Source organism: Asanoa sp. NPDC049573 (assembly GCF_040676615.1).
GTDB lineage: Bacteria > Actinomycetota > Actinomycetes > Mycobacteriales > Micromonosporaceae > Asanoa.
This window is the reverse complement of the sequence record NZ_JBFAPI010000002.1, coordinates 451,729-476,764: the sequence shown is the minus strand read 5'-3', so window position 1 is coordinate 476,764 and position 25,036 is coordinate 451,729. Positions and strand designations below refer to the sequence as shown.

Genomic DNA, 25,036 nt, shown 5'->3' with positions numbered 1-25,036 from the left:
CGACCAAGATCGCGATTTGTGCACGAGTTCACAAGCGCCTAGGCTGAGACCCCGACGAATCCCGTTAACACAGCCGGTCACCGCGCTTTGCCGCGGGCCCCCCGCTCGCGGGCCAGCCGGACGATCGCACCACGGAGTCGCATGAGCCAGCACCGCCCTGGAGGCCCCAACGGACGGTCCGGCGGCGTGCCCGCCCTACCGGACCTGCCCGAGGCGACGGTGGCCCGCCTGCCCGAATACCTTCGTGCGTTGCACGCCATCGCCGAAGTGGGCAGCGACACCATCTCGAGCGAAGCGCTGGCCACGGCGGCCGGGGTCAACTCGGCGAAACTGCGCAAAGACCTATCCCATCTCGGCTCGTACGGGACGCGTGGGGTCGGTTATGACGTGGCCCTGCTGATCGACCAGATCGAGTTCACCCTGGGGTTGACCCAGCGCCGCGCGGTCGCCCTGGTCGGCGTCGGCAACCTGGGCCACGCGCTCGCCGGCTATGCGGGGTTCGCCAGCCGCGGTTTCCGCATCGCGGCACTTTTCGACGCCGACCCCGAGCGGGTCGGCGAGCCGATAAACGGCCTCAACGTGTTGCACATCTCCGAGCTAGCGACCGTGGCGGCGGCCGAGTCGATCGCGATCGGCGTCATCGCCACGCCGGCAGCCGCCGCTCAGGACGTCGCCGATGCCCTGGTCACGGCCGGCGTCACCAGCATCCTCAACTTCGCGCCCTGCGTGCTTTCGGTGCCCGAAGGAGTAGACGTCCGCAAGGTCGACCTGGCGATCGAGCTGCAGATTCTCTCCTTCCACGAACACCGCAAGTCGGCCCTGACCGCCCTGCCGGGTGGATACGGGAGCCCCAACGGGCTCGCGGCGACCGGAACGGAAGAGGCGGTGGGCACATGAGCCTGATCGTGGTTGGCGCTTCCTACAAGACCACACCGGTCGCCGCGCTGGAGCGCCTCGTGGTGCCGGCGGCAGACCTCACCGGCACGCTCGACCAACTGCTCGCGCAGCCCTATGTGCGCGAGGCGGTGGTCCTCTCCACCTGCAACCGGGTCGAGATCTACGCCGCCGTCAGCGGTTTCCACGGCGGCCTGGGCGACATCTGCGCCGTGCTCGGCGAGCGCGCCGGTTCGGCGCCGGCCGAGCTCGCCAACCACCTCTACGTGCACCACGACGCCGCCGCGGTCGAGCACACCTTCCGGGTCGCCACCGGGCTCGACTCGATGGTGATCGGCGAGGCCCAGATCCTCGGCCAGCTCCGCGACGCCTACCACGTCGCCACCGAGGCCGACAGCGCCGGCCGCACCCTCCACGAGCTGATGCAGCAGGCGCTGCGGGTCGGCAAGCGGGCCCACGCCGAGACCGGCATCGACAAGGCCGGCCAGAGCGTGGTGACCGCGGCCCTAGACCTGGCCGCCTCGCACTTCCCCGGCGGCCTCGCCGACCGGCCCGCGCTGGTCGTCGGCGCCGGCGCGATGGGCGCCCTGTCGGTCGCCACGCTGTCGCGGCTGGGCGTCGGTCCGATCTCGGTGACCAACCGGGGCGCCGAGCGCGCGACCCGGCTGGCCACGGCCTACGGCGCCAGCGCCGTGCCGATCGCCGAGCTGTCCAGCCGGCTGGCCGAGGTCGACCTGGTGATCGCCGCGACCACGTCCACCGAGCCGGTGCTGACCCGGGAGACGGTTTCGGCCGCCCTGCCGGGCCGCACCAGCCCGCTCGTGCTGCTCGACCTGGCCGTGCCCCGCGATGTCGAGCCCGATGTCGCCGGGCTGCCCGGCGTCGTCGTAGTCGACATCGACACCCTCGCCGCCGAGCTGCGCGCCGGCCACCACGCCGCCGACGAGGCTGCGGTCGAGGGCATCGTCGAGGCCGAGGTCGAGTCGTTCGTGGGCTGGCTGCGCGGCGCCGACGTCGCACCGACGGTGGCCGCCCTGCGCACCCAGGCCGACGAGGTGGTCACCGCCGAGCTGGCCCGGTTGCGGCAACGCCGGCCAGACTTGAGCGAGGAGCAGCGGGCCGAGGTGGCGCACACCGTCCACCGGGTGGTCCGCCGGCTCCTGCACACGCCGACCGTCAAGGTCCGGCAACTCGCCGCCGCGCCCGGTGGCGACCAATACGCCACGCTGCTCCGGCAGCTCTTCGACCTCGAGGTCCCGCAGACCGCACAGGTCGACGACGTCCCACCGTTGGGAGACCCCACATGACCCCGTTGCGCCTCGGCACCCGGGGGAGCAAGCTCGCGCTTGCCCAGTCGGGCACCGTCGCGGCGGCGCTGACCGCGGCCACCGGCCGGCCCGTCGAGCTGGTGGAGATCACCACCGCCGGCGACCGGTCGACCGCGCCGGTCGCCCAGCTCGGCGTCGGCGTGTTCGTGTCGGCGCTGCGTGACGCGCTGATGGAGCGCCGGATCGACTTCGCCGTGCACTCCTACAAAGACCTGCCCTCCGCCGTGCCGCCGGCACTGCACATCGCCGCCATCCCGGTGCGCGAAGACCCGCGCGACGCGCTGGTCGCCCGTGACGGCCGCACGCTCACCGACCTGCCCGACGGCGCCCTGGTCGGCACCGGCGCGGTGCGGCGGATCGCCCAGCTCAACGCTTTGCGGCTACCCCTGCGGGTGACGCCGATCCGGGGCAACGTCGACACCCGGATCCGGCGCGTCACCGGCCCGGAAGCCGACCTTGACGCCGTCGTCCTCGCCCGGGCCGGGATCGCCCGCCTCGGGCGTGCCGACGAGATCACCGAAACGCTCGACCCGATGCTGATGCTGCCCGCGCCGGCACAGGGTGCGCTGGCGGTCGAGTGCCGCCACGACGACCATGACCTGGTCGAAGAGCTCGGAGCGCTCGACGACGGACCGACCCGGGCCGCGGTCACCGCGGAACGGGCGTTGCTGGCCACGCTGGAGGCCGGGTGCAGTGCACCGGTCGCCGCCTACGCGGAGCTCGCGGAGGGCGAGGACGGTGACGAGATCTACCTGCGCGGTGCGGTGATCAGCCCGGATGGCGAGCGTGCCATCCGGCTGTCGCGCACCGGGACGCCCGCCGCCGCCGCGGAGATCGGCAAGGCTCTGGCCGCCGAACTCCTCGACCGTGGCGCCGATACCTTGTTTGGGAGCACAGAATGACCCGCACCCGTAAGCCCGCCGGCCACATCGCGTTCGTCGGGGCGGGGCCCGGCGACCCGGGCCTGCTGACCCGCCGGGCGCACGACGCGCTGGTCGAGGCCGACCAGGTGATCTACGACCGCGGCGTGCCGGAGTCGTTGCTCGCGACGATCCGCGCCGAGGCCAAGGAAGACGCGCAGTTCACGCCCGCCGAGGGCGCGTCCGGAGACGTGGCCAAGGTGCTGCTCTCCGCCGCGCGCTCTGGGCTCTCCGCGGTGCACCTGGTCGCCGGCGACCCGTTCGGGCACGACTCGGTGGTCAAGGAGGTGCAGGCCGTCGCCCGCACCGCCGTGCACTTCGAGGTCGTGCCGGGCGTCGGCCAGGCCGAGGGGGTGGCCACCTACGCGGGCGTGCCGCTGCCCGGCCTGCGTACCGCCGCTGATGTGGATGATGTCTCGTCTCTCGACTTCGAGGCACTGGCCACCGCCGTCGCCCGTGACTCGCTGGCGCTCGCGGTCGACGCCGGTGACCTGGCGACGCTCCGCGACGGGCTGCTGGCCGCCGGCCTCGACGGGACCACCCCGGTCGGGGTGACCGGCGACGGCACCGGCGAGACACAGTTCACCACCACCTCGACGGTCGACAGCTTCGTCGCCGCCGCGCTCGGCTTCACCGGGCGCGTGGTGCTCACCCTGGGCGCCGGCGTCACCCACCGCGACAAGCTGAGCTGGTGGGAAAACCGGCCGTTGTACGGCTGGAAGGTGCTCGTACCCCGCACCAAGGAGCAGGCCGGCGCGATGAGCGCCCGGCTGCGCGCCTACGGTGCGATCCCGTGCGAGGTGCCGACCATCGCCGTCGAGCCGCCGCGCACCCCGGCCCAGATGGAGCGGGCGGTCAAGGGCCTGGTCGATGGCCGCTACGCCTGGGTGCTCTTCACCTCGGTCAACGCGGTCCGCGCGGTCTGGGAGAAGTTCGGCGAGCACGGCCTCGACGCCCGCCATTTCGGCGGCGTGAAGATCGCCTGCATCGGCGAGGCGACCGCCGACGCGGTTCGCGCCTTCGGCATCCAGCCCGAGCTGGTGCCCGCCGGCGAGCAGTCGTCGGAGGGCCTGCTGGCCGAGTTCTCCCCGCACGACGAGGTGCTCGACCCGGTGGGCCGGGTGCTGCTCCCGCGCGCCGACATAGCGACCGAGACGCTGGCCGCGGGCCTGACCGAGCTGGGCTGGGAGGTCGACGACGTGACGGCCTACCGCACGGTCCGCGCGGCCCCGCCGCCGGCCGAGATCCGCGACGCCATCAAGTCGGGCGGTTTCGACGCGGTCCTCTTCACGTCGTCGTCGACGGTCCGCAACCTGGTCGGCATCGCCGGCAAGCCGCACACCCGCACGGTGGTCGCGGTGATCGGCCCGAAGACGGCGGAGACGGCGACGGAGTTCGGCCTGCGCGTCGACGTCCAGCCGGCGCACGCGTCAGTCCCGGATCTGGTCGAGGCCCTGGCGTCGTACGCCGTGGAACTCCGCGAAAAGCTCGCGGCGATGCCGGCGAAGCAGCGCCGCGGCTCGAAGGTCCAGGGCCCGACCGCGCTGAGGTTCCGCTGATGTCCTTCCCGACAGTGCGCCCCAGGCGACTGCGGGTCAGCCCGGCGGTGCGCCGCCTGGTCGAGGAGACCAAGCTCGCACCGTCGGAACTGGTCCTGCCGATGTTCGTCAAGGAAGGCCTGACCGAACCGCGCCCGATCGCCTCAATGCCGGGTGTCGTGCAGCACTCCCGCGAGTCGTTGCGCAAGGCCGCGGCGGAGGCGGTCCGCGCCGGCGTCGGCGGCATCATGCTGTTCGGCGTCCCGATCAACAAGGACCCGGAAGGCTCCGGCGGCCTTGACCCCGAGGGAATCCTCAACGTGGCGATCCGCGACGTCGTCTCGGAAGTAGGCGACGCCACGGTCGTCATGGGCGACCTGTGCCTGGACGAGTTCACCTCCCACGGCCACTGCGGCGTCCTCGACGACCAGGGTCGGGTGGACAACGACGCGACCCTCGAGTCGTACGCCACGATGGCGGTCGCCCAGGCCTCGGCAGGCGCCCACATGGTCGGCCCGTCCGGGATGATGGACGGCCAGGTAGGCGTCATCCGCGAGGCCTTGGACGCGGCGGGTCACCAAGACGTCGGAATCCTGGCCTATGCGGTGAAATACGCGTCGGCCTTCTACGGCCCGTTCCGCGAGGCGGTCGAGTCGTCACTGGAGGGCGACCGGCGCACCTACCAGCAGGACCCGGCCAACTCCCGCGATGCCCTGCGCGAGGCGGCGCTAGACGTCGAAGAGGGCGCCGACATCGTGATGGTCAAGCCCGCCCTGACCAACCTCGACATCATCGCGGCGGTCCGAGCGGCCGTGAACATCCCGGTAGCGGCCTACCAGATCTCCGGCGAGCTCGCGATGGTCGAGGCCGCGGCAGCCAACCGCTGGGTAGACCGCGAACGCGCCCTGCTGGAAACCCTGACCTCGATCCGCCGCGCGGGAGCCCAGATCATCCTGACGTACTGGGCTGTCGAGGCCGCCGGCCTCCTCCGCTCCCGCTACTAGCCAGCGCCCCACTCGATCTCCCCGCGCCCGCCGCCGACCCCCTTGTTTCTAGGCTTTGCTTTGCACCCCTGTAGGAAGCGCGCCCTGACCAGGGCGCTTCCTACAGGGGTGCAAAGCAAAGCTTGTAAAACAGGTGGGGCGGGGTGGGTTGTCCACAGGGGTTTGGTTGTCCACAGGTTCTGTCGCGGCGGGGCTGGGTGGGCGGTGCAAGTTGCATGCTTTGGCGATGAGCAGGCAGGCCAGTCCCGCACTTGCGGTTTCCGGGCTCGTGCGCGCTGCGCGCCGGCGGGCCGATTTCAGCCAGCGTCAGTTGGCGACCAAGGCCGGCGTCAGCCACGGCACCGTCGCCAAAGTTGAGTCGGGCGAGTCAAACCCCAGCCTCGCGATGATGGAGCGCCTGCTCGGCGCCTGTGGGTTTCGGGTGGTTGTCATCGATCCGCACAATCGGCGGCTGTGGCCGATGATTGACAGTGACAACACAGTCAATGGGGGTGGGCGGCGGTTTCCTGCTCACCTTGACGTGATTCTCGATCCGGTGCGGGGCGAGTGGTGGGGTGACGCCTACGGGCTGGCTCGGCCGCCGGAGACGTTTTACCGCGATCGCCGGCTGCGGGATCAGCAGCGGTGGCGAAGTGTGTGGGAGGTCCGGGTCAAGCAATACCGCAATGTTCCGCCACCGCCGTTGCGGCCGGAGTGGTGCCTATAGCGAGGCGGCCCGGCCCGAAGGCCGGGCCGCCGTTGAGCGGGGAGCTCGCTAGTCGTCGTTGCGGATGGTGCCTACGCCGATCGGGTCCGCGAGGACCAGGCCGGGGATGCCGGCCACGATCAGGGTGAGGGTTTCGTCGCCCTCGCGCTGGCGGTCGCCCTTCACCGTTACGTCGACCGTGGTCGAGGTGGCGCCTGCCGGCAGGGTGCGGCAACCGACCACCGGGTCGTAGTCGGAGCCGGCCCGGGCCGTCAGGCCCAGCGTGGTGCCGCAGAGCAGCACCGGCTGGGAGAGCGGGCGGGAGACCGACACCGTGAAGCTCAGCTTCGTCGTGCCGGAGTTGCCCTCCGCGACCGTGGCGTCGGAGACCGAGAGCGATGCCCGTGACGAGAAGCGGGCCACCTGCGGGTCGTGGTCGCTGGAACCGCGCGAACCGTCGCCGTCGTAGTTGGCCGCCCAGTCGGCGTTGATGTGCGCCGCCCGCATCTGCACCAGGTCGCCGTGCAACGGCTCGTTGACGAACAGGTGGTCGAGGGTCTGGGCCTGGCCTTCGAAGGAGTACGAGTAGGCGCTGGCCGGCACGTCGTGCACCAGGTCTTCCCACAGGTTGTGCAGACCGGCGTCGTAGAGCGGTGCCAGTTGGTCGCCGGGGTTGGACTGCACCGGGTCGTCGGGGCGTGGGAAGACGTTGAGGTCTCCGCCGTAGACGACGCGGGCGTTCGGGTCCGACGCCTCGATCGCCTTGACGATCTCGGCGCCGTAGCCGGCCTGCTCGCGGCGCTGGCCGATGCGGCCGTCGGGGCCCGACGAGTAGTGGTTGCTGATCGCCCACAACACCTGGTGCTCACCGCTGCCGGGCGTCGCCGCCACCAGGAACTTGGCCACCTGCGGTGCCCGGGTGAAGACGTCGGAGCCGTCGACGCCGGTGGACGTGTCGACGTCAGCCGGGAGGTCGGCGTTGAGCGACTTCGGGTTCTGCACGTCGGTGTTGTAGGGCAGTGCGGGCGCGCGGTAGGTGACGCCCGAGTCGGCGCCCAGCACCGGGTCGCCGGCGCTGACCGGGGCCAGCGAGACGCGGTCGGTGCGGTAGAGGAACGCCGCGGTGATGCCGCGGTCGTCGGCGCCGTCACGGTCGAAAGCGGCGCCGTACGCCGGACCGCCCTTGGCCTTGATGGTCAGCGCCAGTTCCTGGATGGTGTCGGGCGCGCCGTCGGCGTTGTCGGTCGTGCCGCAGACCAGCGCCGCGCCGGAGACCGAGCAGATGTCCTGGTCTTCGGCTTCCTGCACGAGGATCACGTCGGGGCTGTGCAGGTCGTTGGTGACCTGGTCGGCGAGCGCGGCCAGTTGCGCGTCGTATTCGGCCTGGCTCAGCGGGACATAGTCGAACGGCGGTGAGACGCCGGGGCAACCCGTGTTGCCCAGGAAGTCGCAACCGTCGAAGGGGTCGTCGCGGAAGTCATAGAGATTCTCGACGTTGTACGTGGCCACCGCGTACTCCGTCTGACGGTTGGCGGCCTTCGGCGGGTTGTTGGTCGACGGGTCGGTGCCGCCCGCGAAGGTCACCTGCTCGGGCTGGATGCCGAACTTGTCGAACGAGAAGTAGAGGCCACCGACGGCGTCCGCGGTGAGCTTGTCGAAGGTGTGCGCCGGCGGGAGGAGCGTGGTGCTGTCGCCGGAGCGGTCCTTGACGCCCATCGAGCCGAACATGATCCGGTTGCCGTTCTCGTCGTCGAACCGGGCCGGGTCGTTGTCGAGCGGGTGCGAGTCGCGGAAGACCCGCCGGGCGTACGGGTCGGCGCGGTCGAGCAGCGGGTCGTCCTTGTCGATCACCCACACCTCGGAGTCGGCGGTGCTGGCGAACACGTCGCGGCCGCTGACCGCCTGTGCGCCAGCCCGGACCCGCATCCGCATGCCCTCGTGCCGCTCCCAGAACCGGTCGGCGGCGGCCAGGTCGACCGGCGGCACCGCGTCGGTGACGGCGACGTCGGTGTCGACGTCGAGCCCGCTGGCCAGCTTCGACACCAGCGAGGCGCTGGCGATCTCGGTCAGGTTGAAGTATTCGGTGACCCGGCCGCGGAGCACGATCTCGTCGCCGACCACCGGCTGGTAGCCGCCGATCAGCGTGGTGAACGTGCTGGTGTAGACGAACACGCCGTCGGAGGTCAGTGGGTCGCCGTCGTCGGCACCGCTGCGGCTCTGCAGGAAGAAGCCGTATTGCAGGGCGCCCGCCTCGGTGCGCGAGAGGGTCCGCTGGGTGACGACGCCCCGGATGTCGTAGAGCTGTGCGCTGTTGCCGCTGGCCGGCGCGAGCGGCGAGCGGTCGAGCTTGCCCTGCTCGGCGTCGGTCGTCTGGCCCTGCACTTCGCCCACCGTGAGCACGTGGTTGACCTGGACGGTCAGCGTGCAGGACGCGGTCGTGCCACCCTCGTCGCGCGAGGTCACCACGACCGCGTAGCTGCCGCCCGGCAGGTCGGCGCTGGCCGTGATGGTCGCCGTGGCGCTCCCGCCTGGACCGCTGAACGCGGTGCGGCTGATGCTGCCGGCGGTCGGCGTGGGTGTCACCGAGGTGATGTCGAGGTCGACGATCGTGTCGTCGGGGTCGGTCGCCGTGACGTCGCGGGTGGCCGCTGTGCCGGCCGCCGTCACCAGCGCGTTGCCACAGGTGAGCACCGCGGGCGCGTCGACCGGCCCGCCGCCGGTCGAGTGGCTGCCCAGGCCGCCGAACGTGTCGCCGGCGAAGCCGTCCCACTCGGTCGCGGGGTCGAACGCGTTGCCCGGGTCGGTGTCGCCGGTGGTCACGGTCGCCTTGCGGCGCAGCGTGTTGTCGGCGGTGCTGGTCAGGCCGGTGCCCCACTCGGTGCCGGGGTCGACGCCGACCTGGCCGAGCGAGTCGACGACGGCACCGCCCTTGCTGAGCACGATCGCGTCGTCGCCGTTCCACAGGCCCGAGCCGGTGGTGGCGTCGGCCTGGGCCAGGATCTCGGGGACGGAGGCGGAGTGGGCGAACACGAACACGTCGCCGTCGGCGACCGTGCCGGTCAGCGCCGCGTTGAAGCTCGCCGTGGTCGAGCCGTTGAAGTAGACCTGGAGCTGGTAGCCCGCCAGGTCGACCGGTGCGCCGGTGCCGTTGTAGATCTCGACGGCCTTGTTGTTGGACGAGCCCTCGACGTATTCGGAGATGAGCAGGTCGGTCGGTGCCGCGAAGGCACTGTTCGAGACGCCGATGAGTGCGGCGGTCGCGGTCAGTGTCGCGGCCGCGAATATCGCGGGCGCGCGGAACGAGCGCAAAGCAGCCTCCGGGGGTGGTGGGGGCACAAGGGATGGATCAGAATCCTGAATGGAACGAGGGTTTGTCTAGCAGCTCTTGGTGGCGATCGCGTGTCGCGCCGCTAAACGCCGTGCTCGAGGCGGCGCAGGATGTCGGCCAGGTCGGCGCCGTATTCATACCATTCGCGGTCGGCCTGGAAGCCGAGCTCGGCGTTGACCTTGAGCATCGACTCGTTGGCCTGTGCGTTCCAGGTCTGCACCTCGGCCAGCTTGGGCTCGGCCGACCGCAGCTCGAAGAGCATCCGCGCCTTGATGGCCCGGTCGATGCCGTAGCCGCGGTGGTCCTGCACGACGATCGTGTCGTATTGGTCGGCCCGGGTGGGGTGCTGCGCCGGCACGACGACCTCCGTGAGGCCCGCCACGTCGCCGGTCTTCTCGTGGATCGCGAGCACGATATAGGGCTTCATGCCCCGGCGGTGCAGGCAGTCGAGGCTCGCGCGTAGTCGTTGTGGGTCGTAGGAACTCGGGCGTAGGTCGAGGTCGCCGTCGTCGATCTCGCGCAGTTCGGCCTTGGCCTTGGCGTAGGCGTCGAGCAGGTCGTCGGGTGGGCCGCCCGGGCAGAACTCGAGACGATAGCCGGCGCCGATGCCGCGGGCCATCTCGCCCAGCGACAGCCAGTCGACGGAGTTGAGCCGGAGCACACTGCGGGTCTCGGTGTATTCGCGGACGAATCCCACCGATTCGAAGAAACTGACGGCCGGAGTGCCGCCGACCACCTCGGCCCCGATAACGGAAAAGCCTTCGTGATATGTCTTGCGGGCGGCCTGGGCGAGCATTTCCCGGGCCAGCCCGGCCCGCCGGGCCTTCGGGTGGATCAACAGTTCGACCACGCCGATGTCGCCCAGGAGCAGCACGTTGGCGTGCCCGACCACCCGGGGTGGCCCGCCGTTGTCGCCGGGTTCCTCGGCCAGCCAGGAAATGCGTCGCTCACCGGGCATCGTCTCCGCGAGGTATTCGCGAAGATAACTCTCTTGCCACAGTGGGTCATCCGGCAGGTCCGCCATGAGCACCGCATTCAGGCTGTCCAACATCGACCTGAGCTCATCGGCGGAGGCGGTTTTGGGATCCCACTCGCGCACCATCACCTGTCTAGCTTGCCGCTAACGGGTCCGAGGCGAAAGGCCTTAGTTCTCCAAAGTGCCGAAGCCATTACGCTACGTGCGGCTCTTGGCGCCATAGTCGTTGGCCGCGTTGAACACGTCTTGCGCGTATCGCCGCACGTCGTTGTAGCTGAGGATGGCACCCCACCAGTCTTGGGCGTTGCTGAGGTCTCGACCGTTTCCGCACAGATAGTTAGCTGCTGCGAGGGCTGCGTCGTCGATGTCGTGGGGATCCTTGATGCCGTCGTTGTCCGCATCCGCCCCGGAACTGGCCCAGGTGCTGGGGATGAACTGCATCGGCCCGACCGCGCGGTCGTACGTCGGATCGCCGTCGAGTTGGCCGTCGTCGGTGTCGGTGATCCGCATGCGGTCGCCCTGGCCGTCGAGCGGCAGGCCGATGATGTGCGGGAAGGTCTGGCCGTTGGAGGCGAGCGTCGAGCCGTTGGCCGTGCCGTGCGCCGACTCGACCTTGCCGATCGCGGCCAGCGTGGTCCAGGAGATGTGACAGGCCGGGTTGTTCTGGCCGGCGACCAGTTCGGCGTAGCCGTAGGCGCGGACGGCCGTGGCGCTGATGCCGGTCTTGCCGGCGACCTGCTGTGCCCAGGTGGTCAGCACGTCGGCCGGTTGGGCGCCGCCGGCCACCGGTGGCGGGGTGGCGGCGGCGTCGGTGGTCGCGGTGGCGGTCGGGATCGGGAAGACCGGCTCGGTCGGCGAGACGCCGGTCGGCAGGCCGGTGCCCGCGGTGGCCGACGGATCGCTGGCGGGCGTGCCGGCCGGGCTCGGGTGTGCGGCCGGCGGCGCGTTGGCCGGCAAAACCACGGCACCGGCCACGGTGGTGACGCCGATCAGGGCGAACAGCAGCGTCCCGGGGAGGACCAGTCGGCCGGTCGGGCCGCGCGACCAGCGTCCGAATGCGGCGGTACGCGCTTTGATGGCGGCACCGGCGGCGGCGCCACGCTCGGCCGGGCGCTCGATGCCGGGCGGCGGGCGCTTGGCGGGGTCCCACTCGGAGCCGAGGTCGATGTCGACCTTCGGCGGCGCCGGCTTCGGCACCTCGGCCTCGGGCGCGGCCGGCTCGGGCACCTCGGCCTCGGGTGCGGCGGGCTCGGGTGGGTCGGCCTCGACGGGATCGGGCGCGACGGGCTCGGCCTTCTTGTCGCCTGGCGCGCGCTGGTCGGGCACGGATGCCCGTAGCTTCGCAGCAACCGTCGGCGACTCCTCCCCGGCACCCACGTGAAAGAGCCTACCGATCCGGGTGGCTGTTGCGGCAAGGCGTAGGCCGTACCCTGTCTGGCATGCCCCGGTATGAGTTCCGCTGCCGCGCCTGCGGCAGCACCTTCGAGGTCAACCGTCCGATGGCCGAGGCCGGCGCGCCCGCGCAGTGCCCGGCCGGTCACGACGACACCGTCAAGCTCCTTGCCGTCGGCGGGCTCGGCGGCTCCGCGTCGGCCCCGGCCGGCGGTGGTGGCGGCGGCTGTTGCGGCGGCGCCTGCGGTTGCTGACCCGCACCCCTAGCCACACTTCCCGGCGCCGGTCGATCATCCGTTGGTCCGGTTAGGACTGCCCGACGGTGCCGCAACCACCCACCAGACACCTCGTTACTCAGCCGGATACCCGCGGCCGGACACCCGCGGTTAACCCTGGCGTAGCACGTCGCTCCTGGTGGGAGCGGGTTTTCGACCTTGGGCCCCGCCGGGCCAAGCCGAACCTACGATGCGCCGGCGGACCGGAGTGCGGCAGCATGGAGCCGACTTCCAGGGGGCGGAGGTTTCAGGCGTGCCGGGACGAGTTCACCTTCCGAGCGGGTTGGTGACTTTCTTGTTCACCGACATCGAGGGCTCGACCCGTCTTGCCCAGATGCTCGGTGCGGGTTACCGGCCGGTGCTCACCGAGCACCGGCGACTCTTGCGCGCCACCCTCGCGTCGAGCCACGGCGTCGAGTTGTTCACCGAGGGCGACTCGTTCTTCGTGGCGTTCGACGACGCCGGCGCCGCGCTCGATGCCTGCGTCACCGCGCAGCGGGCCCTGGCCAACCACGAATGGCCGACGCCCGCGGCCACGCCGAAGGTGCGGATGGGCCTGCACACCGGCCAGGCGGTGCCGCTCGCCGGTGAATACGCCAGTCCCGAGGTGCACCGGGCGGCTCGCATCGCCGCGGCCGCACACGGCGGCCAGGTGCTGCTCTCCGCCGCGACCGTGCGCCACGCCGCGCCGCTGCCCGCCGACGCGTCGCTGATCGACCTCGGCCTGCACCGGCTGCGCGGCTTCGACGACCGGGAGCGCCTCTTCCAGTTGGTCGCGCCGGGCCTGGCCCGCGACTTCCCGCGCCCGCGCACGGTCGACGAGGCGGCCCACAACCTGCCGACCCAGGTGACCTCGTTCGTCGGCCGGCAGACCGAGCGGGCCGAGCTGTCCGCGCTGCTGCGCGACAACCGCCTCGTCACGGTCGTCGGCGCGGGCGGTGCCGGCAAGACCCGGATCGCCGTCGAGGTGGCCGGCAAGCTCGTCGACTCCTATCCCGACGGTGTCTGGTTCGTCGACATCGCCACCGTGACCGACCCAGGCCTGGTCGCGTTCGCCGTCGCCGCCGTCTTCGGCCTGCGCCCCGAGCCCGGCCGGCCGATGATCGACACGCTGGTCGACTACGCCGCCGGCAAGCGGATGCTGCTGATGCTCGACACCTGCGACGCCCAGCCCGGCGCGTCCGCCGAGGCGATCTCCCGCCTGCTCACCGGCGGCAACGCGCTGCGGGTGCTGGCCACCAGCCGTGAGCCGTTCGGGCTGCCCGGTGAGGTGGTCTGGCGGATCCCGCCACTGTCGACCGAGCCGCCACCCGGCGGCGGCCCCAGCGACGCGATGGCGCTGCTGCTCGACCGCACCGCGGCCGCCCGCGGCGGGCGCCGGGGTGGCCTGACCGAGTCGTCGGAGTTGCACCGGGTGGTGTCGCGGCTCGACGGTCTGCCCCTGGCGATCGAGTTGGCCGCCGCTCGGCTCCGGGTGCTGTCGGCCAGCCAGCTCGCCGAGCGCCTCGACGACGTGCTCGGCACCCTCGACGCGGGCCGCGACGACGACGACGCCTATCCGACCGTTCCGTTCAGCGGCGCCGCCGGCAACCAGGAAGACACCGTCGACCTCAACGCGGCGGCGCTCGGCGAGGCGCGCAGCGCGCAGACCAGGGCCGCGTTGCGCTCGGCGACCCAGCGGCACGCGACCATGCAGGCGACCGTCACCTGGTCCTACCGCACCCTCGGCCCGCGCGCCGCCCGGCTGCTGCGCTGGCTCTCGGTCTTCGCCGGCCCGGTCGACCTGGCCACGGTCGAGTGGCTGCTCGACGACGACCCGCTCGACCCGCTGGCCGTGCTGGTCGACAAGTCGATGATCCAGGTCGAGCCGCACGGCGCGGCCAGCACCTACCGGATCCTCGACCCCATCCGGGCGTACGCGGCCCGCCGCCTGGTCGACGCCGGTGAGGAGCGCGGCGCCCGCGACCGGCACGTCGCCTGGTGCGGTCACGCGTTGCAGCGGGTGTTCCACGGCGCCGACGGGCGCCCGGTGACGCTGTCGCTGGCCGCCCTGGACCCGCTGGCCGACGAGGTGCGCGCCGCGCTGCGCTGGACCGCGACCGGCGGCAGTGCCCGGTTGGGCCTGCGGCTGGCCAGCGGTCTCGACCAGTGGTGGCGGGAGCGCGGGCTGGCCCGGGAGGGCCGGCTCTGGCTGTTCCGGCTCTACGGCCGGATCGCCGAGACCGGCGAGCCGATCCCCGACGCCGAACTCGCGGCGGCCTACCACATGCACTCGCAGCACGCCGCCGCCGACGGCGAGTTCGCCGAGGAACTGCGCTTCGCGCAGCGGGCCGAGGTGGCCGCTCAACAGGCCGGCGACGCGGGGCTGCTGGCCCGGGTGATCGCCGGCCGGGCCGGCCCGCTGATCGACATGGGCCGGTTAACCGAGGCCGAGCGGGCCAGCCGCGACGTGATGGAGTGGGCCAACAGCAACGGTGTCGGCAACGACGCGCTGGTCGCCGTGCTCAGCCTGGCCGAGTTGCTGTGGCAGCGGGGCGCCCTCGACGAGGCGGCCGAGTTGCTCGGCGCCGCCCGCCCGATGGAGGCGGCCCGTCCCGCCGAACGCGGCCGGCGCACCGTCGACATGCTGCTCGGCATGGTCGCGCTGGCCCGCGGCGACCTGGTCGCCGCACACGACCACCTGGTCGTCGCGCTGCGCTCCCGGATGGCCTACGGGTTCCGGGGCAGGGCCTGCGACAGCCTCAACGCGATGGCGGTCCGCTGCGCGCACGGCGGCGACCCGAAGACGGCGGCCAAGCTGTTCGGCGCCGCGCAGGCGACCCGCACCACCCAGCGCGGCGCGGGCGGCCTGTTCGCCGCCTACTGGTCGCGCGAGCAGGCGGCCACCCGCGCGGTGCTCGGCGACCCGGCGTTCGACGCGGCCTACGGATCCGGCGCCGAACTGACCCTGGAGCAGGCGGCAACGGTCGCGCTGGCCGTCGAACACCCCGACCTGGCCGCCGGTTCCAGCCGGTTCGCGGCCGAGCCACCCACCGACCCTGATGCGGGCCCGCTGGGCGCCGAGCCACTGGGCGCCGAGCCACTGGGCGCCGGGCCCCTGGGCGCCGGGCCCCTGGGCGCCGGGCCCCTGGGCGCCGAGCCACTGGGCGCCGGGCCGCTGGGCGCCGGGCCGGTGAGCGCCGAGCCCCGCCGCCCCGCGGACGCCGCCCGGCCGGCCGAGCCGCGGCGCCGCAACGACCAGCGGCTCGCGGCCGAACCGGCGCGCGACGGCGAGATCGACACCACCGTGGTGATCCGGGAGGCCCGCGCCGGTCGCTCCCGGGAGAGCGGGATCGAACCGCAACCGCCGCATCCGCGCCGCTCCCGCACCTACCGCGGTGCGCTGATCGGCGACGCCGACACCGCCGACCGCGAGAGCTAGCGCACGTCACCCTCCGTACCCCCGCCTTCCCGGCCACACGCCCGTGAATGGCTTGGCTATGGTGTGGGCGTGCGGGAGACGGCGTGATCCACTTTCCCCGGGTGCGCCAGAGTCCATTGCGCGCACTCGGCATCCGGCTGGCCGGTGCGGTCAGCCTGGTTCTGCTCATCGTGCTGGTCGTCTACGTCGACCGGGGCGGCTACCGCGACATCACCGACACGCCGCTGTCGCTGCTCGACAGCGCCTACTACGCCGTGGTGACGCTGTCCACGACCGGCTACGGCGACATCACGCCGATCAGTGAGTCGGCCCGGCTGGTCAACGTCCTGGTGATCACGCCGGCCCGCGTGCTGTTCCTGATCATCCTGGTCGGCACCACCCTCGAGGTGCTCACCGAGCAATACCGCACCAACCTGCGACTGACACGGTGGAGGAAGAAAGTGAAAGACCACGTGATCGTCTGCGGGTACGGGACGAAGGGGCGCAGCGCGGTCAACGTGCTCCTGGAGAACGGGCTCGACAAGCGCAAGATCGTGGTCGTCGAGAACAGCCCGGCCGCGCTGCGGTCGGCGATCGCCAACGGCCTGGTCGGGGTGGAGGGCTCGGCGACCCGCTCGGCCGTCCTGCTGGAGGCGCATGTCAAAGACGCCAAGGCGGTCATCATCGCGACGCACAGCGACGACGCGGCCGTGCTGGTGACGCTGACCGTGCGGCAGTTGACGGCCGGGAAGGTGCGGATCATCGCCGCTGCCCGGGAGGCCGAGAACGCGCCGCTGCTGCGGCAGAGCGGCGCACACCACGTGATCGTGTCGGCGTCGACCGCCGGCCGGCTGCTCGGCCTGTCGACCTCGGCGCCACCGCTGATCGACGTGGTCGAAGACCTGTTGACCCCGGGTCAGGGCATGGCGCTGGCGATGCGGTCGGCCGAGCGCCAGGAGGTCGGCCAGGCGCCGCGCGAGCTCGACCCGCTGGTGATCGCGCTCGTGCGGCGCGGCAAGGTGGTGTCGCTGGCCGAGCCGGCCGGCCTCACCGTCGAGACCGGCGACATGCTGGTCTACGTGCGTGACGACCGGCCGACCGCGGCGGCCGGCTAGAGAATCGTCCAGGTGTCGCCGGCGGTGAGCAGGCCGGCGAGCTGCTCCTCGGGCGTGCCGGTCGCCTTGGCCATCGCGCTCTCGGTCTGCGACCGGACCCGCTCGTCGTAGGACGACCGCTCCACCTTGCGGAACACCCCGATCGGCGTGTTGCGCAGGTCGAGGCCGGGTAGCCGGGACAGCGCGAACGCGTAGGCCGGCTCGGCCACGGTCGCGTCGTGCACCACGATGTCGGCCGGGTCGACGGTCGCCGTCTCGCGAACTTCGAGGCCGAAGCCGCCGGGCGGGTGCACCACGCACGACTGCCCGTCGCTGCCGAAGGTGATGGGCTGGCCGTGCTCCAACCGGATGATGTATTCGTCGCGGGTGGCCGGGTCCTTGAGCGTCTCGAAGGCGCCGTCGTTGAAGATGTTGCAGTTCTGGTAGATCTCGACAAACGCGGAGCCCTGGTGCTCGGCCGCGGCGCGCAGCACCGACTGCAGGTGCTTGCGGTCGGAGTCGATGGTGCGGGCGACGAACGTCGCCTCGGCGCCGAGTGCCAGCGAGAGCGGGTTGAACGGCGAGTCGGCCGAGCCGACCGGCGTCGACTTCGTGACCTTGCCGAGCTCGGAGGTCGGCGAGTATTGCCCCTTGGTCAGACCGTAGATCCGGTTGTTGAACAGGAGGATCTTCAGGTTGACGTTGCGGCGCAGCGCGTGGATCAGGTGGTTGCCGCCGATCGAGAGCGCGTCGCCGTCACCGGTGACCACCCAGACCGACAGATCGGGGCGGCTGACCGACAGGCCGGTCGCGATCGCCGGCGCGCGGCCGTGGATCGAGTGCATCCCGTAGGTGTTCATGTAATAGGGGAAGCGCGACGAGCAGCCGATCCCGGAGACGAACACGGTGCGCTCGCGCGGGATCTGCAGCTCGGGCATGAAGGACTGCACGGCGGCCAGGATCGCGTAGTCACCGCACCCGGGACACCAGCGAACCTCCTGATCGGACTTGAAGTCCTTCTGGGTGAGCTTCACTGCGACGGGATCAGCCATTTTTGACGACTTCCTCGAGCATGGACTCCAGCTTGGCGGCCGTGAACGGCAGGCCGCTGACCTGGTTGTAAGGGATGGCGTCGATCAGGAAGCGGGACCGGATCACGTGGGCCAGCTGGCCCAGGTTCATCTCCGGAATGACCACCCGGTCGTATCGCCGGAGCACTTCGCCGAGGTTGGCGGGCATCGGCGAGAGGTGCCGCAGGTGTGCCTGCGCGATCGGCAGGCCGCGGTGGCGCAGGGCCCGGCAGGCGGCGCCGATCGGGCCGTAGGTCGAGCCCCAGCCGAGCACCAGCGTGCGCGCGTCGCCGTCGGGGTCTTCGACCTCGATGTCGGGCACCGGGATGGCCTCGATGCGAGCAGCGCGGGTGCGCACCATGAAGTCGTGGTTGGCCGGGTCGTAGGAGATGTCGCCGGTCTTGTCGGCCTTCTCCAGGCCGCCGATCCGGTGCTCGAGACCCGGCGTGCCCGGGATCGCCCACGGCCGCGCCATGGTGACCGGGTCGCGCAGGTAGGGCAGGAAGCTCTTGCCGTCTTCGCTGTTGGGCTCCGTCGCGAACTCGACCCGCAGGTCGGGCAGCGTGTCGACGTCGGGCAGCAGCCACGGCTCGGAACCGTTGGCGACGTAGTTGTCGGACAGCAGTATCACCGGCGTGCGGTAGGTCAGCGCGATCCGCGCCGCCTCGATCGCGGCGAAGAAGCAGTCGGACGGCGACCGCGGCGCGACGACGGCGACCGGCGCCTCGCCGTGCCGGCCGAACAGGGCCATGTTGAGGTCGGCCTGCTCGGTCTTGGTCGGCATGCCGGTCGACGGGCCGGCCCGTTGCACGTCGATGATCAGCAGCGGCAGCTCCAGCGCGACGGCCAGCGAGATCGTCTCGCCCTTGAGCGCGACGCCGGGGCCGGACGTGGTGGTGATGCCCAGGCTGCCGCCGTAGGACGCGCCGAGCGCGGCGCCGATCGCGGCGATCTCGTCTTCGGCCTGCATGGTGGTGATGCCGAACCGCTTGTGCTTGCTCAGCTCGTGCAGGATGTCGGACGCCGGGGTGATCGGGTAGGCGCCGAGGAACACCGGCAGGCCCGAGCGCACACCGGCGGCGACGAGGCCCAGCGAGAGCGCCTGGTTGCCGGTGATGTTGCGGTAGGTGCCGGGGCTCATCTTGGCCGGTTTGACCTCGTAGCGCACGCCGAAGTCTTCGGTCGTCTCGCCGAAGTTCCAGCCGGCCTTGAACGCCGCGATGTTGGCCGCGACCAACTCGGGCCGGGCGGCGAACTTGCGCTCCAGGAACCGGATCGTCGACTCGTAGGGCCGCGAGTACATCCACGAGAGCAGGCCCAGGGCGAACATGTTCTTCGCGCGCTCGGCGTCTTTCTTCGAGACCGCGTGCTCGGCCAGGGCGCCGATCGTCATCGAGGTCAGCGCGACCGGGTGTAGCGCGTAGCCGTCGAGTGAGCCGTCGTCGAGCGGGTTCTCGGCGTAACCGACCTTGGTCAGGTTGCGCTTGGTGAACTCGTCGGTGTTGACGATGATGTCGGCACCGCGGGGCAGGTCGCCGACGTTGGCCTTGAGCGCGGCCGGGTTCATGGCCACCAGCACGTTGGGCGAGTCACCGGGCGTGAGGATGTCGTAGTCGGCGAAGTGCACCTGGAAGCTGGAGACACCGGGGAGGGTGCCGGCGGGAGCGCGGATCTCGGCGGGGAAGTTGGGCAGCGTCGAGATGTCATTTCCGAGCTGAGCGGTCTCCGAAGTGAACCGGTCGCCGGTGAGCTGCATGCCGTCGCCGGAGTCGCCAGCGAAGCGGATGACCACGCGATCCAGTTGACGGACCTGTTTGGCCACGATTAGCTGACCTCCTTGCCGGACGGCGGCGGCGGGGTCGCGCGTCGTTGGGCCGTCCCGCTCCATGTTGTGTCTTGGAAAAGCGTACGTCCCGGGAACAGCCTTTCCACGTGCTGGGTCCCGCCCGGTGAGACGACCTTCTCACGTAGGAGTCAGGGTTACCTTACTTGTGAGCGAAAGCACTGCTCGGAGGGCTACTCCACGGCCGGCATGTCGAGGGCGGTCGTGCTGTCGTCTTCTATACGGCGGCGTAGCGAGGTGGTCGCCAGCGTTATCGCCAGCACCACCAGCAGGACCGAGACGACCACCAGGGCCAGCGCGGTCTTCTGCACGCCGCTGAGGCCGCCTCGGCTGCCGGCGACCGGCGCGAACCCACCGATCGTGCCCTGCGAAGCGGTCGGCCCGATCGCGCCCTCCGGCGTCGGCGACGGCGTGGCGGTGGCCTCCGCGGCGGTGATCCGGAAGCTCATCTGCATCTGTTTGGTGCCCCGGCCCGAGGTCAGGGTGCCGAACACGGCGCCGGACAGCGGCGCGAGGCGCTGGGCCTCGAGGGTCGCCACCAGCGGCAGCGTCGTGGTCGCGGTCTGGCCCCCGCGCAGCCGGCCAAGGTCGCAATGCGTGCGCGGGCCGGCGGCCCGGCAACCGCTCGGCTGGCCGACGACCGTCACCCCATCGGGGAGCAGCACCTCGACCGAACCGGCCGGCGAGCCGTCACCGGTGTTGCTCAGCCGGACCTCGAGGTTGGCCGGCTGGGTCGGCGAGCCGAACGCGACCTCCGAGGCCGCCAAGCTGATCCCGGCCACCGGCGGACCGGGCGGGAAGAGCACCGCGAAGCCCTGGTTGTCGGTCACCGTGCCGAGGTCGGGCCGGCTGAGCGCACCGGCGGTGACGTCGACCGAGCCACCCAACGGCATCTTCCGCCAGGCGTCGCCGGCCACCCGGACCCGGATCGAGGCCGAGAAACGCAGGCCGGGCCCGGCGATCCAGGAACCGCACACATACGTACGCCCGGTGGCGAGCGAGCATCCCGGCGTGCCGGCGTCGGTCACGCCCACCGGCAGCGTGTAGCGCATCGCCACCCGTTCGACGATCGAACCGGTGTTGGCCACCGTCACCCGCAGGTCCGTGGCGCTGCTCGAGCGCGACCAGTAGGACCGGCCGAGGGTGATGTCACTTGTCCAGACCAGCGCACCCAACTGCGGCCGCTGGCCCGGCAGCACCGGGCCGGGCTGGCCCGGCGGCTTGATGGTCGGCCCCGGCCCGCCGGTCGGCTGCACCGGCGGCGCCGTGGTCGGCTCCGGGTCGGTGGTCGCCTCGCCGGTCGGCTGCTCGGTCTCGGGATCGGTCGGCGGCGGCGGGACGGTCGGCTCCTCCGTCGGCTGCTCGGTCGGCTCGGCGACGGTCGGCGGAGCATCGGGCTCGGTCGCGCCCGGGTCGGGCTCGCCACCGTCGCCGCCCGGATCGGCGCCTGGGTCGAACGCGACGGCGACGCCGCCCGGGCCGGTCGCGCCGGCTCCCATCGACGGGATCGTCACGACGAGCACCATCACACCGGCCGCGATCAGACCGGCGGCGAGCGCCCGCAGAAGCGCGAACGCGCGGCGTCTGCTCGACATGGCACCTCCGGCCTACGTTGGGGTGCTTCATTATTCGGCGATAGTTGCCTCCGGACACCAGTTGGGTCGGAAACAAAACCGTAACTACCGCCGCTCCGCCGACCAGCGCGGACTTATCGGTCGGCACGAATAGCCCGAACGGCGGTAAAGTCCCGGCCATGACGGGTTACCTCGGGTCCTACGTGACGCTGGGGCTCCTGTTGGTGGCCAGCGTCTTCATCTTCGTCGGCGCGTTCACGGCCAACCGACTGCTCAGCCCCGCCGATCCGGCCGAGCCGGAGGGCAAGCGCAAGACCTACGAGAGCGGCGTCGACCCGGTCGGCGGCGACTGGGCGCAGGTGCAGATCCGGTATTACGTCTACGCGTACCTTTATGTGCTCTTCGCGGTCGAGGCCGTTTTCCTCTTCCCGTGGGCAGTCGTCTTCGACCGCCCGGGCTTCGGTGTGACCACACTGGTGGAAATGGCCATCTTCGTGGCGGTCCTGGCGCTCGGCATCCTCTATGCCTGGCGGAAGAAGATCCTCAACTGGACCTAGGCCAGCCCGCGCCGGGAGACGGCCGGCGGGCGGTCGCCGCGGATCGACGAGACGGTGTCGAGCACCCGGCGGGTCTCGCGCACCTGGTGTGCCCGGAAGAGCCGGGCGCCGAGCCAGGCGGAGACCGCCGTCGCGGCGAGGGTGCCCTCCAGCCGCTGGTCGACCGGCAGGTCGAGGGTCTCGCCGATGAAATCCTTGTTGGACAGCGCGACCAGCACCGGCCAGCCGGTCGCGACCAGGTCGCCGAGCCGGCGGGTGAGTTCCAGCGAGTGCCGGGTGTTCTTGCCGAAATCGTGTGCGGGGTCGACGACGATGCCGTCGGGGCGTACACCCAGATCGGTTGCCCTCCGCGCCAGCGTTGTGACCGTCTCGACCACGTCGGCGACCACGTCGTCGAAGGCCGCCCGGTGCGGGCGCGTGCGGGGGCGCAGGCCGCCGGCGTGGGTGCAGACCAGCCCGGCACCGGTCGCGGCGGCCACCTCGGCCAGGTGCGGGTCGGCGCCGGCCCAGGTGTCGTTGATCAGGTCCGCGCCGGCCGCGACCGCCTCGGTGGCGACCTCGGCCCGCCAGGTGTCGATCGAGATCACCGTCTCCGGGAACGCGGCGCGCACCGCGGCCACCGTCGCCACCGTGCGGGTGATCTCCTCGACCGGGTCGACGTGATCACCGGGGCCGGCCTTGACCCCGCCGATGTCGATGATGTCGGCCCCGTCGCGGACGGCGGCCTCGACCGCGTGCAGGGCGGCGTCCGCGGCATATGTGGCGCCGCGGTCGAAGAACGAGTCCGGTGTCCGGTTGACGATCGCCATCACGACGAGGTCGGTCGGGCCGAAGGTCCGCGGTCCCAGCCGCAACTCGCCCGACATGCGCTCTCCTCGTGTGTCGCCCTGGGTCCTCCGGCTTGATCCTTGCCCGCGAAGGTGGACGACGGGGTGGCGGGGTCGACCCTCCCGGCCCGACATGCCACGATCGGGCGTATGGGTCAGCTACTCCTTATTGTGGTCGTGGCGGTCACCGTCGCGGCGGTCGTGTTCGGCGTGACCGTGTTGGTCAGCGGGCGCGACGCCGGGCTGCAGCCCGCCGAGCCCGACGGGCGGGCGTTGCCGCTGCCCACGACCCGGCCACTGCAGGAGTCCGACCTCGGCGAGGTGCGCTTCGACCTGGCCACCCGCGGTTACCGAATGGCACAGGTCGACCAGGCGATGCGCCGGGCGGCCTACGACATCGGCTACAAGGACGAGTTGATCGGAGTGCTGGAGGCCGAGGTCGGCGCGCTCCGCGAGGGCCGGGTGCTCGATGCCGACGCCCTTCGCCGGGCCCGCGAGGCGGCCCAGGCACCGGCCACGACGCAGGCCGGGGCGGCCGAGCCGGCCAAGCGCGACTGGACCGAGTTCACCCGCCCGGCTGAAGCTGACGAAATCGCGACCGAGCCGGCGGCGACCGAAACTGACCCGGCCGGCACCGCGGAGCCGACCGCCGACCGGGCCGCGGCGCCCGCCGACGAACCGGCCGCCGACCGGGCCGCGGCGGCCGCCGACGTACCGCCCGCCGACCGGGCCACGGCGCCCGTCGACGAACCGGCCGCTGCGGGCGAACTGGTCGACCGCTTGGTCGGGAGCGGGGCGACCGCCGGTTCCGACCAGCCTGCTGAGCAGCCGTCAAGCGACGAGCCGGCCACCCACCGGGCAGCCGACGAGCAGCCGGCCGCGGCCCCGTTCGACCAGGCAGCCGCCGGTCGGGCCGGCAATGACCTGGCAGCTACCGACCCGGCGGAGACGGACCGGGCGAGCCAGGCCCAGGAGCCGGTCGCCGAGGCGAGCGCCGAAGGCGCCTCGCCGGCGACGGCAGCCGAGCCGGCCACCGACGAGGCGGTCGCGCCGGCCAAGGCCCGCACCCCCGCGCGCCGCACGGCCACCCGGACCTCGCGTCCCACGAAGCGGACAGCGGCGCCGGCCGATCTGGGTCCTTCCGCAGAAGACGCGGATTCCGCCAAACAGCGCGACGAGGCCGAAACCTCTTCGGGCGTCGGCACGCCGACGGAGGACGCGGGATCGGCACGCCGATGAGGGAGGAAGACCTGCGCGAGGCCGCCCAGCCCGGCGCCGGAGAGGTCACCGCGACGGTCATCATCAAGGCACCCGCGAAGCAGGTGTACGAGGCGTTCACCGCCTGGCGCCGGCAGGGCGAGTGGATCCCGTTCACCACCGTCCGGGTGGTCTCCGGCGACGGCGGCGAGGGCACCGTGATCGAGGCCGTCACCGCACTCGGGCCGGCCGTGCTCCGCGACGAGTTCCGGGTGGCCCGGCTCGACCCGCCCTACGAGGTGCGGGTCATCCACCAGGGCCGGCTGCTGCGCGGGCCGGGCGTGCTGCGCTGCACCCCGATGGGCACGGACCGCACCCAGGTGGTCTGGCACGAGTGGTTCCACCTGCCTGGTGGCGCCGCCGGCCGGGTCGCCTGGCCGGTGCTCTGGCCTGGTTCGAAGCTGAGCCTGACCCAGGCCCTCAAGCGCTTCGCCCGGCTGGTCGAGGCCGGCCGGCTGCCCTGACGTTCTGTCGTACCCCACTCATAGGGTTTTGCCTGTGACAGACCTCGTGATCGGCGCCGACGGCAAGGCGCGCTGCCCGTGGGGCAGCAGTCCCGACTACCTCGCCTACCACGACACCGAGTGGGGCCAGCCGCTGCACGGCGACGATCACCTCTACGAGCGGATGACCCTGGAGGCGTTCCAGTCGGGCCTGTCCTGGCTGACCATCCTGCGCAAACGGGAAAACTTCCGGAAGGCGTTCGGGAAATTCAAGATCAAGACCGTCGCGGCGTACGACGAGGGCGACGTCGCCCGCCTGATGGCCGACACCGGCATCGTGCGCAACCGGCAGAAGGTCGACGCCGCGATCAGCAACGCCCGCGCCGCACTGTCGGTCGAGGGCGGGCTGAGCAAGCTGCTGTGGTCCTACGCGCCGCCGCCGCGCGAGCACCGGCCGCGCTCGGGCGCCGAGGTCCCGCCGATCACCCCCGAGTCCACGGCGATGGCCAAAGACCTCAAGAAGCGCGGCTTCCGCTTCGTCGGCCCCACGACGGCCTACGCGCTGATGCAGGCCACCGGCATGGTCGACGACCACATCGAGGGCTGCCACGTGCCGCCGCACTGACCCGGC

Annotated in this window: 18 protein-coding genes and 2 pseudogenes; 13 read left to right on the top strand and 7 right to left on the bottom strand. The window is 71.8% G+C overall.

Features of this window, described 5'->3' with window-relative positions; genetic code table 11:
• Positions 1–141: 141 nt before the first annotated feature.
• The 6 genes from AB0J74_RS05805 to AB0J74_RS05780 all read left to right on the top strand — a co-directional run bounded on the left by AB0J74_RS05805 (position 142) and on the right by AB0J74_RS05780 (position 6,390).
• Positions 142–897, top strand: coding sequence for a redox-sensing transcriptional repressor Rex (locus AB0J74_RS05805; RefSeq protein WP_363445082.1), 756 nt, complete (start codon positions 142–144; stop codon positions 895–897).
• The gene (locus tag AB0J74_RS05800; protein WP_363445080.1) at positions 894–2,201 is read left to right on the top strand and encodes a glutamyl-tRNA reductase; all 1,308 of its coding nucleotides are present in this window, start codon (positions 894–896) and stop codon (positions 2,199–2,201) included. Before AB0J74_RS05805 ends, AB0J74_RS05800 begins: the two co-directional genes overlap by 4 nt.
• Positions 2,198–3,124, top strand: a complete 927-nt coding sequence (gene hemC / locus AB0J74_RS05795) for a hydroxymethylbilane synthase (RefSeq protein WP_363445078.1) — start codon at positions 2,198–2,200, stop codon at positions 3,122–3,124. Before AB0J74_RS05800 ends, hemC begins: the two co-directional genes overlap by 4 nt.
• The gene (locus AB0J74_RS05790) at positions 3,121–4,701 is read left to right on the top strand and encodes a uroporphyrinogen-III synthase (protein WP_363445076.1); all 1,581 of its coding nucleotides are present in this window, start codon (positions 3,121–3,123) and stop codon (positions 4,699–4,701) included. The genes hemC and AB0J74_RS05790 overlap by 4 nt, the downstream gene beginning before the upstream one ends.
• Positions 4,701–5,684, top strand: coding sequence for a porphobilinogen synthase (gene hemB / locus AB0J74_RS05785; RefSeq protein ID WP_363445074.1), 984 nt, complete (start codon positions 4,701–4,703; stop codon positions 5,682–5,684). Before AB0J74_RS05790 ends, hemB begins: the two co-directional genes overlap by 1 nt.
• A 226-nt stretch (positions 5,685–5,910) precedes the next feature.
• The gene (locus tag AB0J74_RS05780) at positions 5,911–6,390 is read left to right on the top strand and encodes a helix-turn-helix transcriptional regulator (protein ID WP_363445072.1); all 480 of its coding nucleotides are present in this window, start codon (positions 5,911–5,913) and stop codon (positions 6,388–6,390) included.
• Positions 6,391–6,438: 48 nt separating this feature from the next.
• Here the strand turns inward: AB0J74_RS05780 and AB0J74_RS05775 are convergent, their stop codons facing one another.
• The 3 genes from AB0J74_RS05775 to AB0J74_RS05765 all read right to left on the bottom strand — a co-directional run bounded on the left by AB0J74_RS05775 (position 6,439) and on the right by AB0J74_RS05765 (position 12,050).
• Entirely contained in the window at positions 6,439–9,678 is a 3,240-nt protein-coding gene (locus AB0J74_RS05775; RefSeq protein WP_363445070.1) for a lamin tail domain-containing protein, read from the bottom strand.
• Between the two features lie 101 nt (positions 9,679–9,779).
• The gene (locus AB0J74_RS05770; RefSeq protein WP_363445467.1) at positions 9,780–10,799 is read right to left on the bottom strand and encodes a GNAT family N-acetyltransferase; all 1,020 of its coding nucleotides are present in this window, start codon (positions 10,797–10,799) and stop codon (positions 9,780–9,782) included.
• Positions 10,800–10,871: 72 nt separating this feature from the next.
• Positions 10,872–12,050, bottom strand: a complete 1,179-nt coding sequence (locus tag AB0J74_RS05765) for a lytic murein transglycosylase (protein ID WP_363445068.1) — start codon at positions 12,048–12,050, stop codon at positions 10,872–10,874.
• 62 nt (positions 12,051–12,112) lie between these two features.
• Here AB0J74_RS05765 and AB0J74_RS05760 point away from each other — a divergent pair, with 62 nt between their 5' ends.
• The 3 genes and pseudogenes from AB0J74_RS05760 to AB0J74_RS05750 all read left to right on the top strand — a co-directional run bounded on the left by AB0J74_RS05760 (position 12,113) and on the right by AB0J74_RS05750 (position 16,855).
• Positions 12,113–12,319: a zinc ribbon domain-containing protein gene (locus AB0J74_RS05760; protein WP_363445066.1), complete on the top strand. Its 207-nt coding sequence runs from the start codon at positions 12,113–12,115 to the stop codon at positions 12,317–12,319.
• A 274-nt stretch (positions 12,320–12,593) separates the two neighbouring features.
• Positions 12,594–15,362: pseudogene (locus AB0J74_RS05755) on the top strand (adenylate/guanylate cyclase domain-containing protein); the annotation flags it as partial.
• 482 nt (positions 15,363–15,844) lie between these two features.
• Complete coding sequence (locus AB0J74_RS05750) at positions 15,845–16,855, top strand: potassium channel family protein (protein WP_363445064.1); 1,011 nt, start codon at positions 15,845–15,847, stop codon at positions 16,853–16,855.
• Here AB0J74_RS05750 and AB0J74_RS05745 read toward each other — a convergent pair.
• The 3 genes from AB0J74_RS05745 to AB0J74_RS05735 all read right to left on the bottom strand — a co-directional run bounded on the left by AB0J74_RS05745 (position 16,852) and on the right by AB0J74_RS05735 (position 21,342).
• Positions 16,852–17,886 carry a 2-oxoacid:ferredoxin oxidoreductase subunit beta gene (locus AB0J74_RS05745; protein WP_363445062.1) on the bottom strand — a complete coding sequence of 345 codons (1,035 nt, stop codon included), beginning with the start codon at positions 17,884–17,886 and terminating at the stop codon, positions 16,852–16,854. The two genes, AB0J74_RS05750 and AB0J74_RS05745, sit on opposite strands and share 4 nt — an antisense overlap.
• A complete protein-coding gene (locus tag AB0J74_RS05740; RefSeq protein WP_363445060.1) occupies positions 17,879–19,726 on the bottom strand; it encodes a 2-oxoacid:acceptor oxidoreductase subunit alpha in 1,848 nt (615 codons plus the stop codon). The genes AB0J74_RS05745 and AB0J74_RS05740 overlap by 8 nt, the downstream gene beginning before the upstream one ends.
• Before the next feature lie 194 nt (positions 19,727–19,920).
• Positions 19,921–21,342: a hypothetical protein gene (locus AB0J74_RS05735; RefSeq protein WP_363445058.1), complete on the bottom strand. Its 1,422-nt coding sequence runs from the start codon at positions 21,340–21,342 to the stop codon at positions 19,921–19,923.
• Positions 21,343–21,500: 158 nt separating this feature from the next.
• Between AB0J74_RS05735 and ndhC the strand changes: the two genes are divergently transcribed.
• Positions 21,501–21,878 (top strand): NADH-quinone oxidoreductase subunit A, encoded by a 378-nt coding sequence (gene ndhC / locus AB0J74_RS05730; RefSeq protein WP_363445056.1) that lies wholly within the window; start codon positions 21,501–21,503, stop codon positions 21,876–21,878.
• On the opposite strand, the gene folP is transcribed toward ndhC, so the two are convergent.
• The gene (folP, locus tag AB0J74_RS05725; RefSeq protein ID WP_363445054.1) at positions 21,875–22,744 is read right to left on the bottom strand and encodes a dihydropteroate synthase; all 870 of its coding nucleotides are present in this window, start codon (positions 22,742–22,744) and stop codon (positions 21,875–21,877) included. The two genes, ndhC and folP, sit on opposite strands and share 4 nt — an antisense overlap.
• A 111-nt stretch (positions 22,745–22,855) precedes the next feature.
• Between folP and AB0J74_RS05720 the strand changes: the two are divergent.
• From AB0J74_RS05720 to AB0J74_RS05710, 3 genes and pseudogenes are all read left to right on the top strand, one after another.
• A pseudogene (locus tag AB0J74_RS05720) lies at positions 22,856–23,356 on the top strand (DivIVA domain-containing protein); the annotation flags it as partial.
• 584 nt (positions 23,357–23,940) lie between these two features.
• Complete coding sequence (locus AB0J74_RS05715) at positions 23,941–24,426, top strand: SRPBCC family protein (RefSeq protein WP_363445052.1); 486 nt, start codon at positions 23,941–23,943, stop codon at positions 24,424–24,426.
• A 34-nt stretch (positions 24,427–24,460) separates the two neighbouring features.
• The gene (locus AB0J74_RS05710) at positions 24,461–25,030 is read left to right on the top strand and encodes a DNA-3-methyladenine glycosylase I (RefSeq protein ID WP_363445050.1); all 570 of its coding nucleotides are present in this window, start codon (positions 24,461–24,463) and stop codon (positions 25,028–25,030) included.
• Positions 25,031–25,036: the final 6 nt, after the last annotated feature.

What these genes read in the sequence shown, in the direction of transcription:
- AB0J74_RS05805 (WP_363445082.1), top strand. Translation starts at nt 142, where the DNA reads ATGAGCCAGCACCGCCCTGGAGGCCCCAACGGACGGTCCGGCGGCGTG.
- AB0J74_RS05800 (WP_363445080.1), top strand. Translation starts at nt 894, where the DNA reads ATGAGCCTGATCGTGGTTGGCGCTTCCTACAAGACCACACCGGTCGCC.
- hemC (WP_363445078.1), top strand. Translation starts at nt 2,198, where the DNA reads ATGACCCCGTTGCGCCTCGGCACCCGGGGGAGCAAGCTCGCGCTTGCC.
- AB0J74_RS05790 (WP_363445076.1), top strand. Translation starts at nt 3,121, where the DNA reads ATGACCCGCACCCGTAAGCCCGCCGGCCACATCGCGTTCGTCGGGGCG.
- hemB (WP_363445074.1), top strand. Translation starts at nt 4,701, where the DNA reads ATGTCCTTCCCGACAGTGCGCCCCAGGCGACTGCGGGTCAGCCCGGCG.
- AB0J74_RS05780 (WP_363445072.1), top strand. Translation starts at nt 5,911, where the DNA reads ATGAGCAGGCAGGCCAGTCCCGCACTTGCGGTTTCCGGGCTCGTGCGC.
- AB0J74_RS05770 (WP_363445467.1), bottom strand. Translation starts at nt 10,799, where the DNA reads ATGGTGCGCGAGTGGGATCCCAAAACCGCCTCCGCCGATGAGCTCAGG.
- AB0J74_RS05760 (WP_363445066.1), top strand. Translation starts at nt 12,113, where the DNA reads ATGCCCCGGTATGAGTTCCGCTGCCGCGCCTGCGGCAGCACCTTCGAG.
- AB0J74_RS05745 (WP_363445062.1), bottom strand. Translation starts at nt 17,886, where the DNA reads ATGGCTGATCCCGTCGCAGTGAAGCTCACCCAGAAGGACTTCAAGTCC.
- AB0J74_RS05735 (WP_363445058.1), bottom strand. Translation starts at nt 21,342, where the DNA reads ATGTCGAGCAGACGCCGCGCGTTCGCGCTTCTGCGGGCGCTCGCCGCC.
- ndhC (WP_363445056.1), top strand. Translation starts at nt 21,501, where the DNA reads ATGACGGGTTACCTCGGGTCCTACGTGACGCTGGGGCTCCTGTTGGTG.
- folP (WP_363445054.1), bottom strand. Translation starts at nt 22,744, where the DNA reads ATGTCGGGCGAGTTGCGGCTGGGACCGCGGACCTTCGGCCCGACCGAC.
- AB0J74_RS05715 (WP_363445052.1), top strand. Translation starts at nt 23,941, where the DNA reads ATGAGGGAGGAAGACCTGCGCGAGGCCGCCCAGCCCGGCGCCGGAGAG.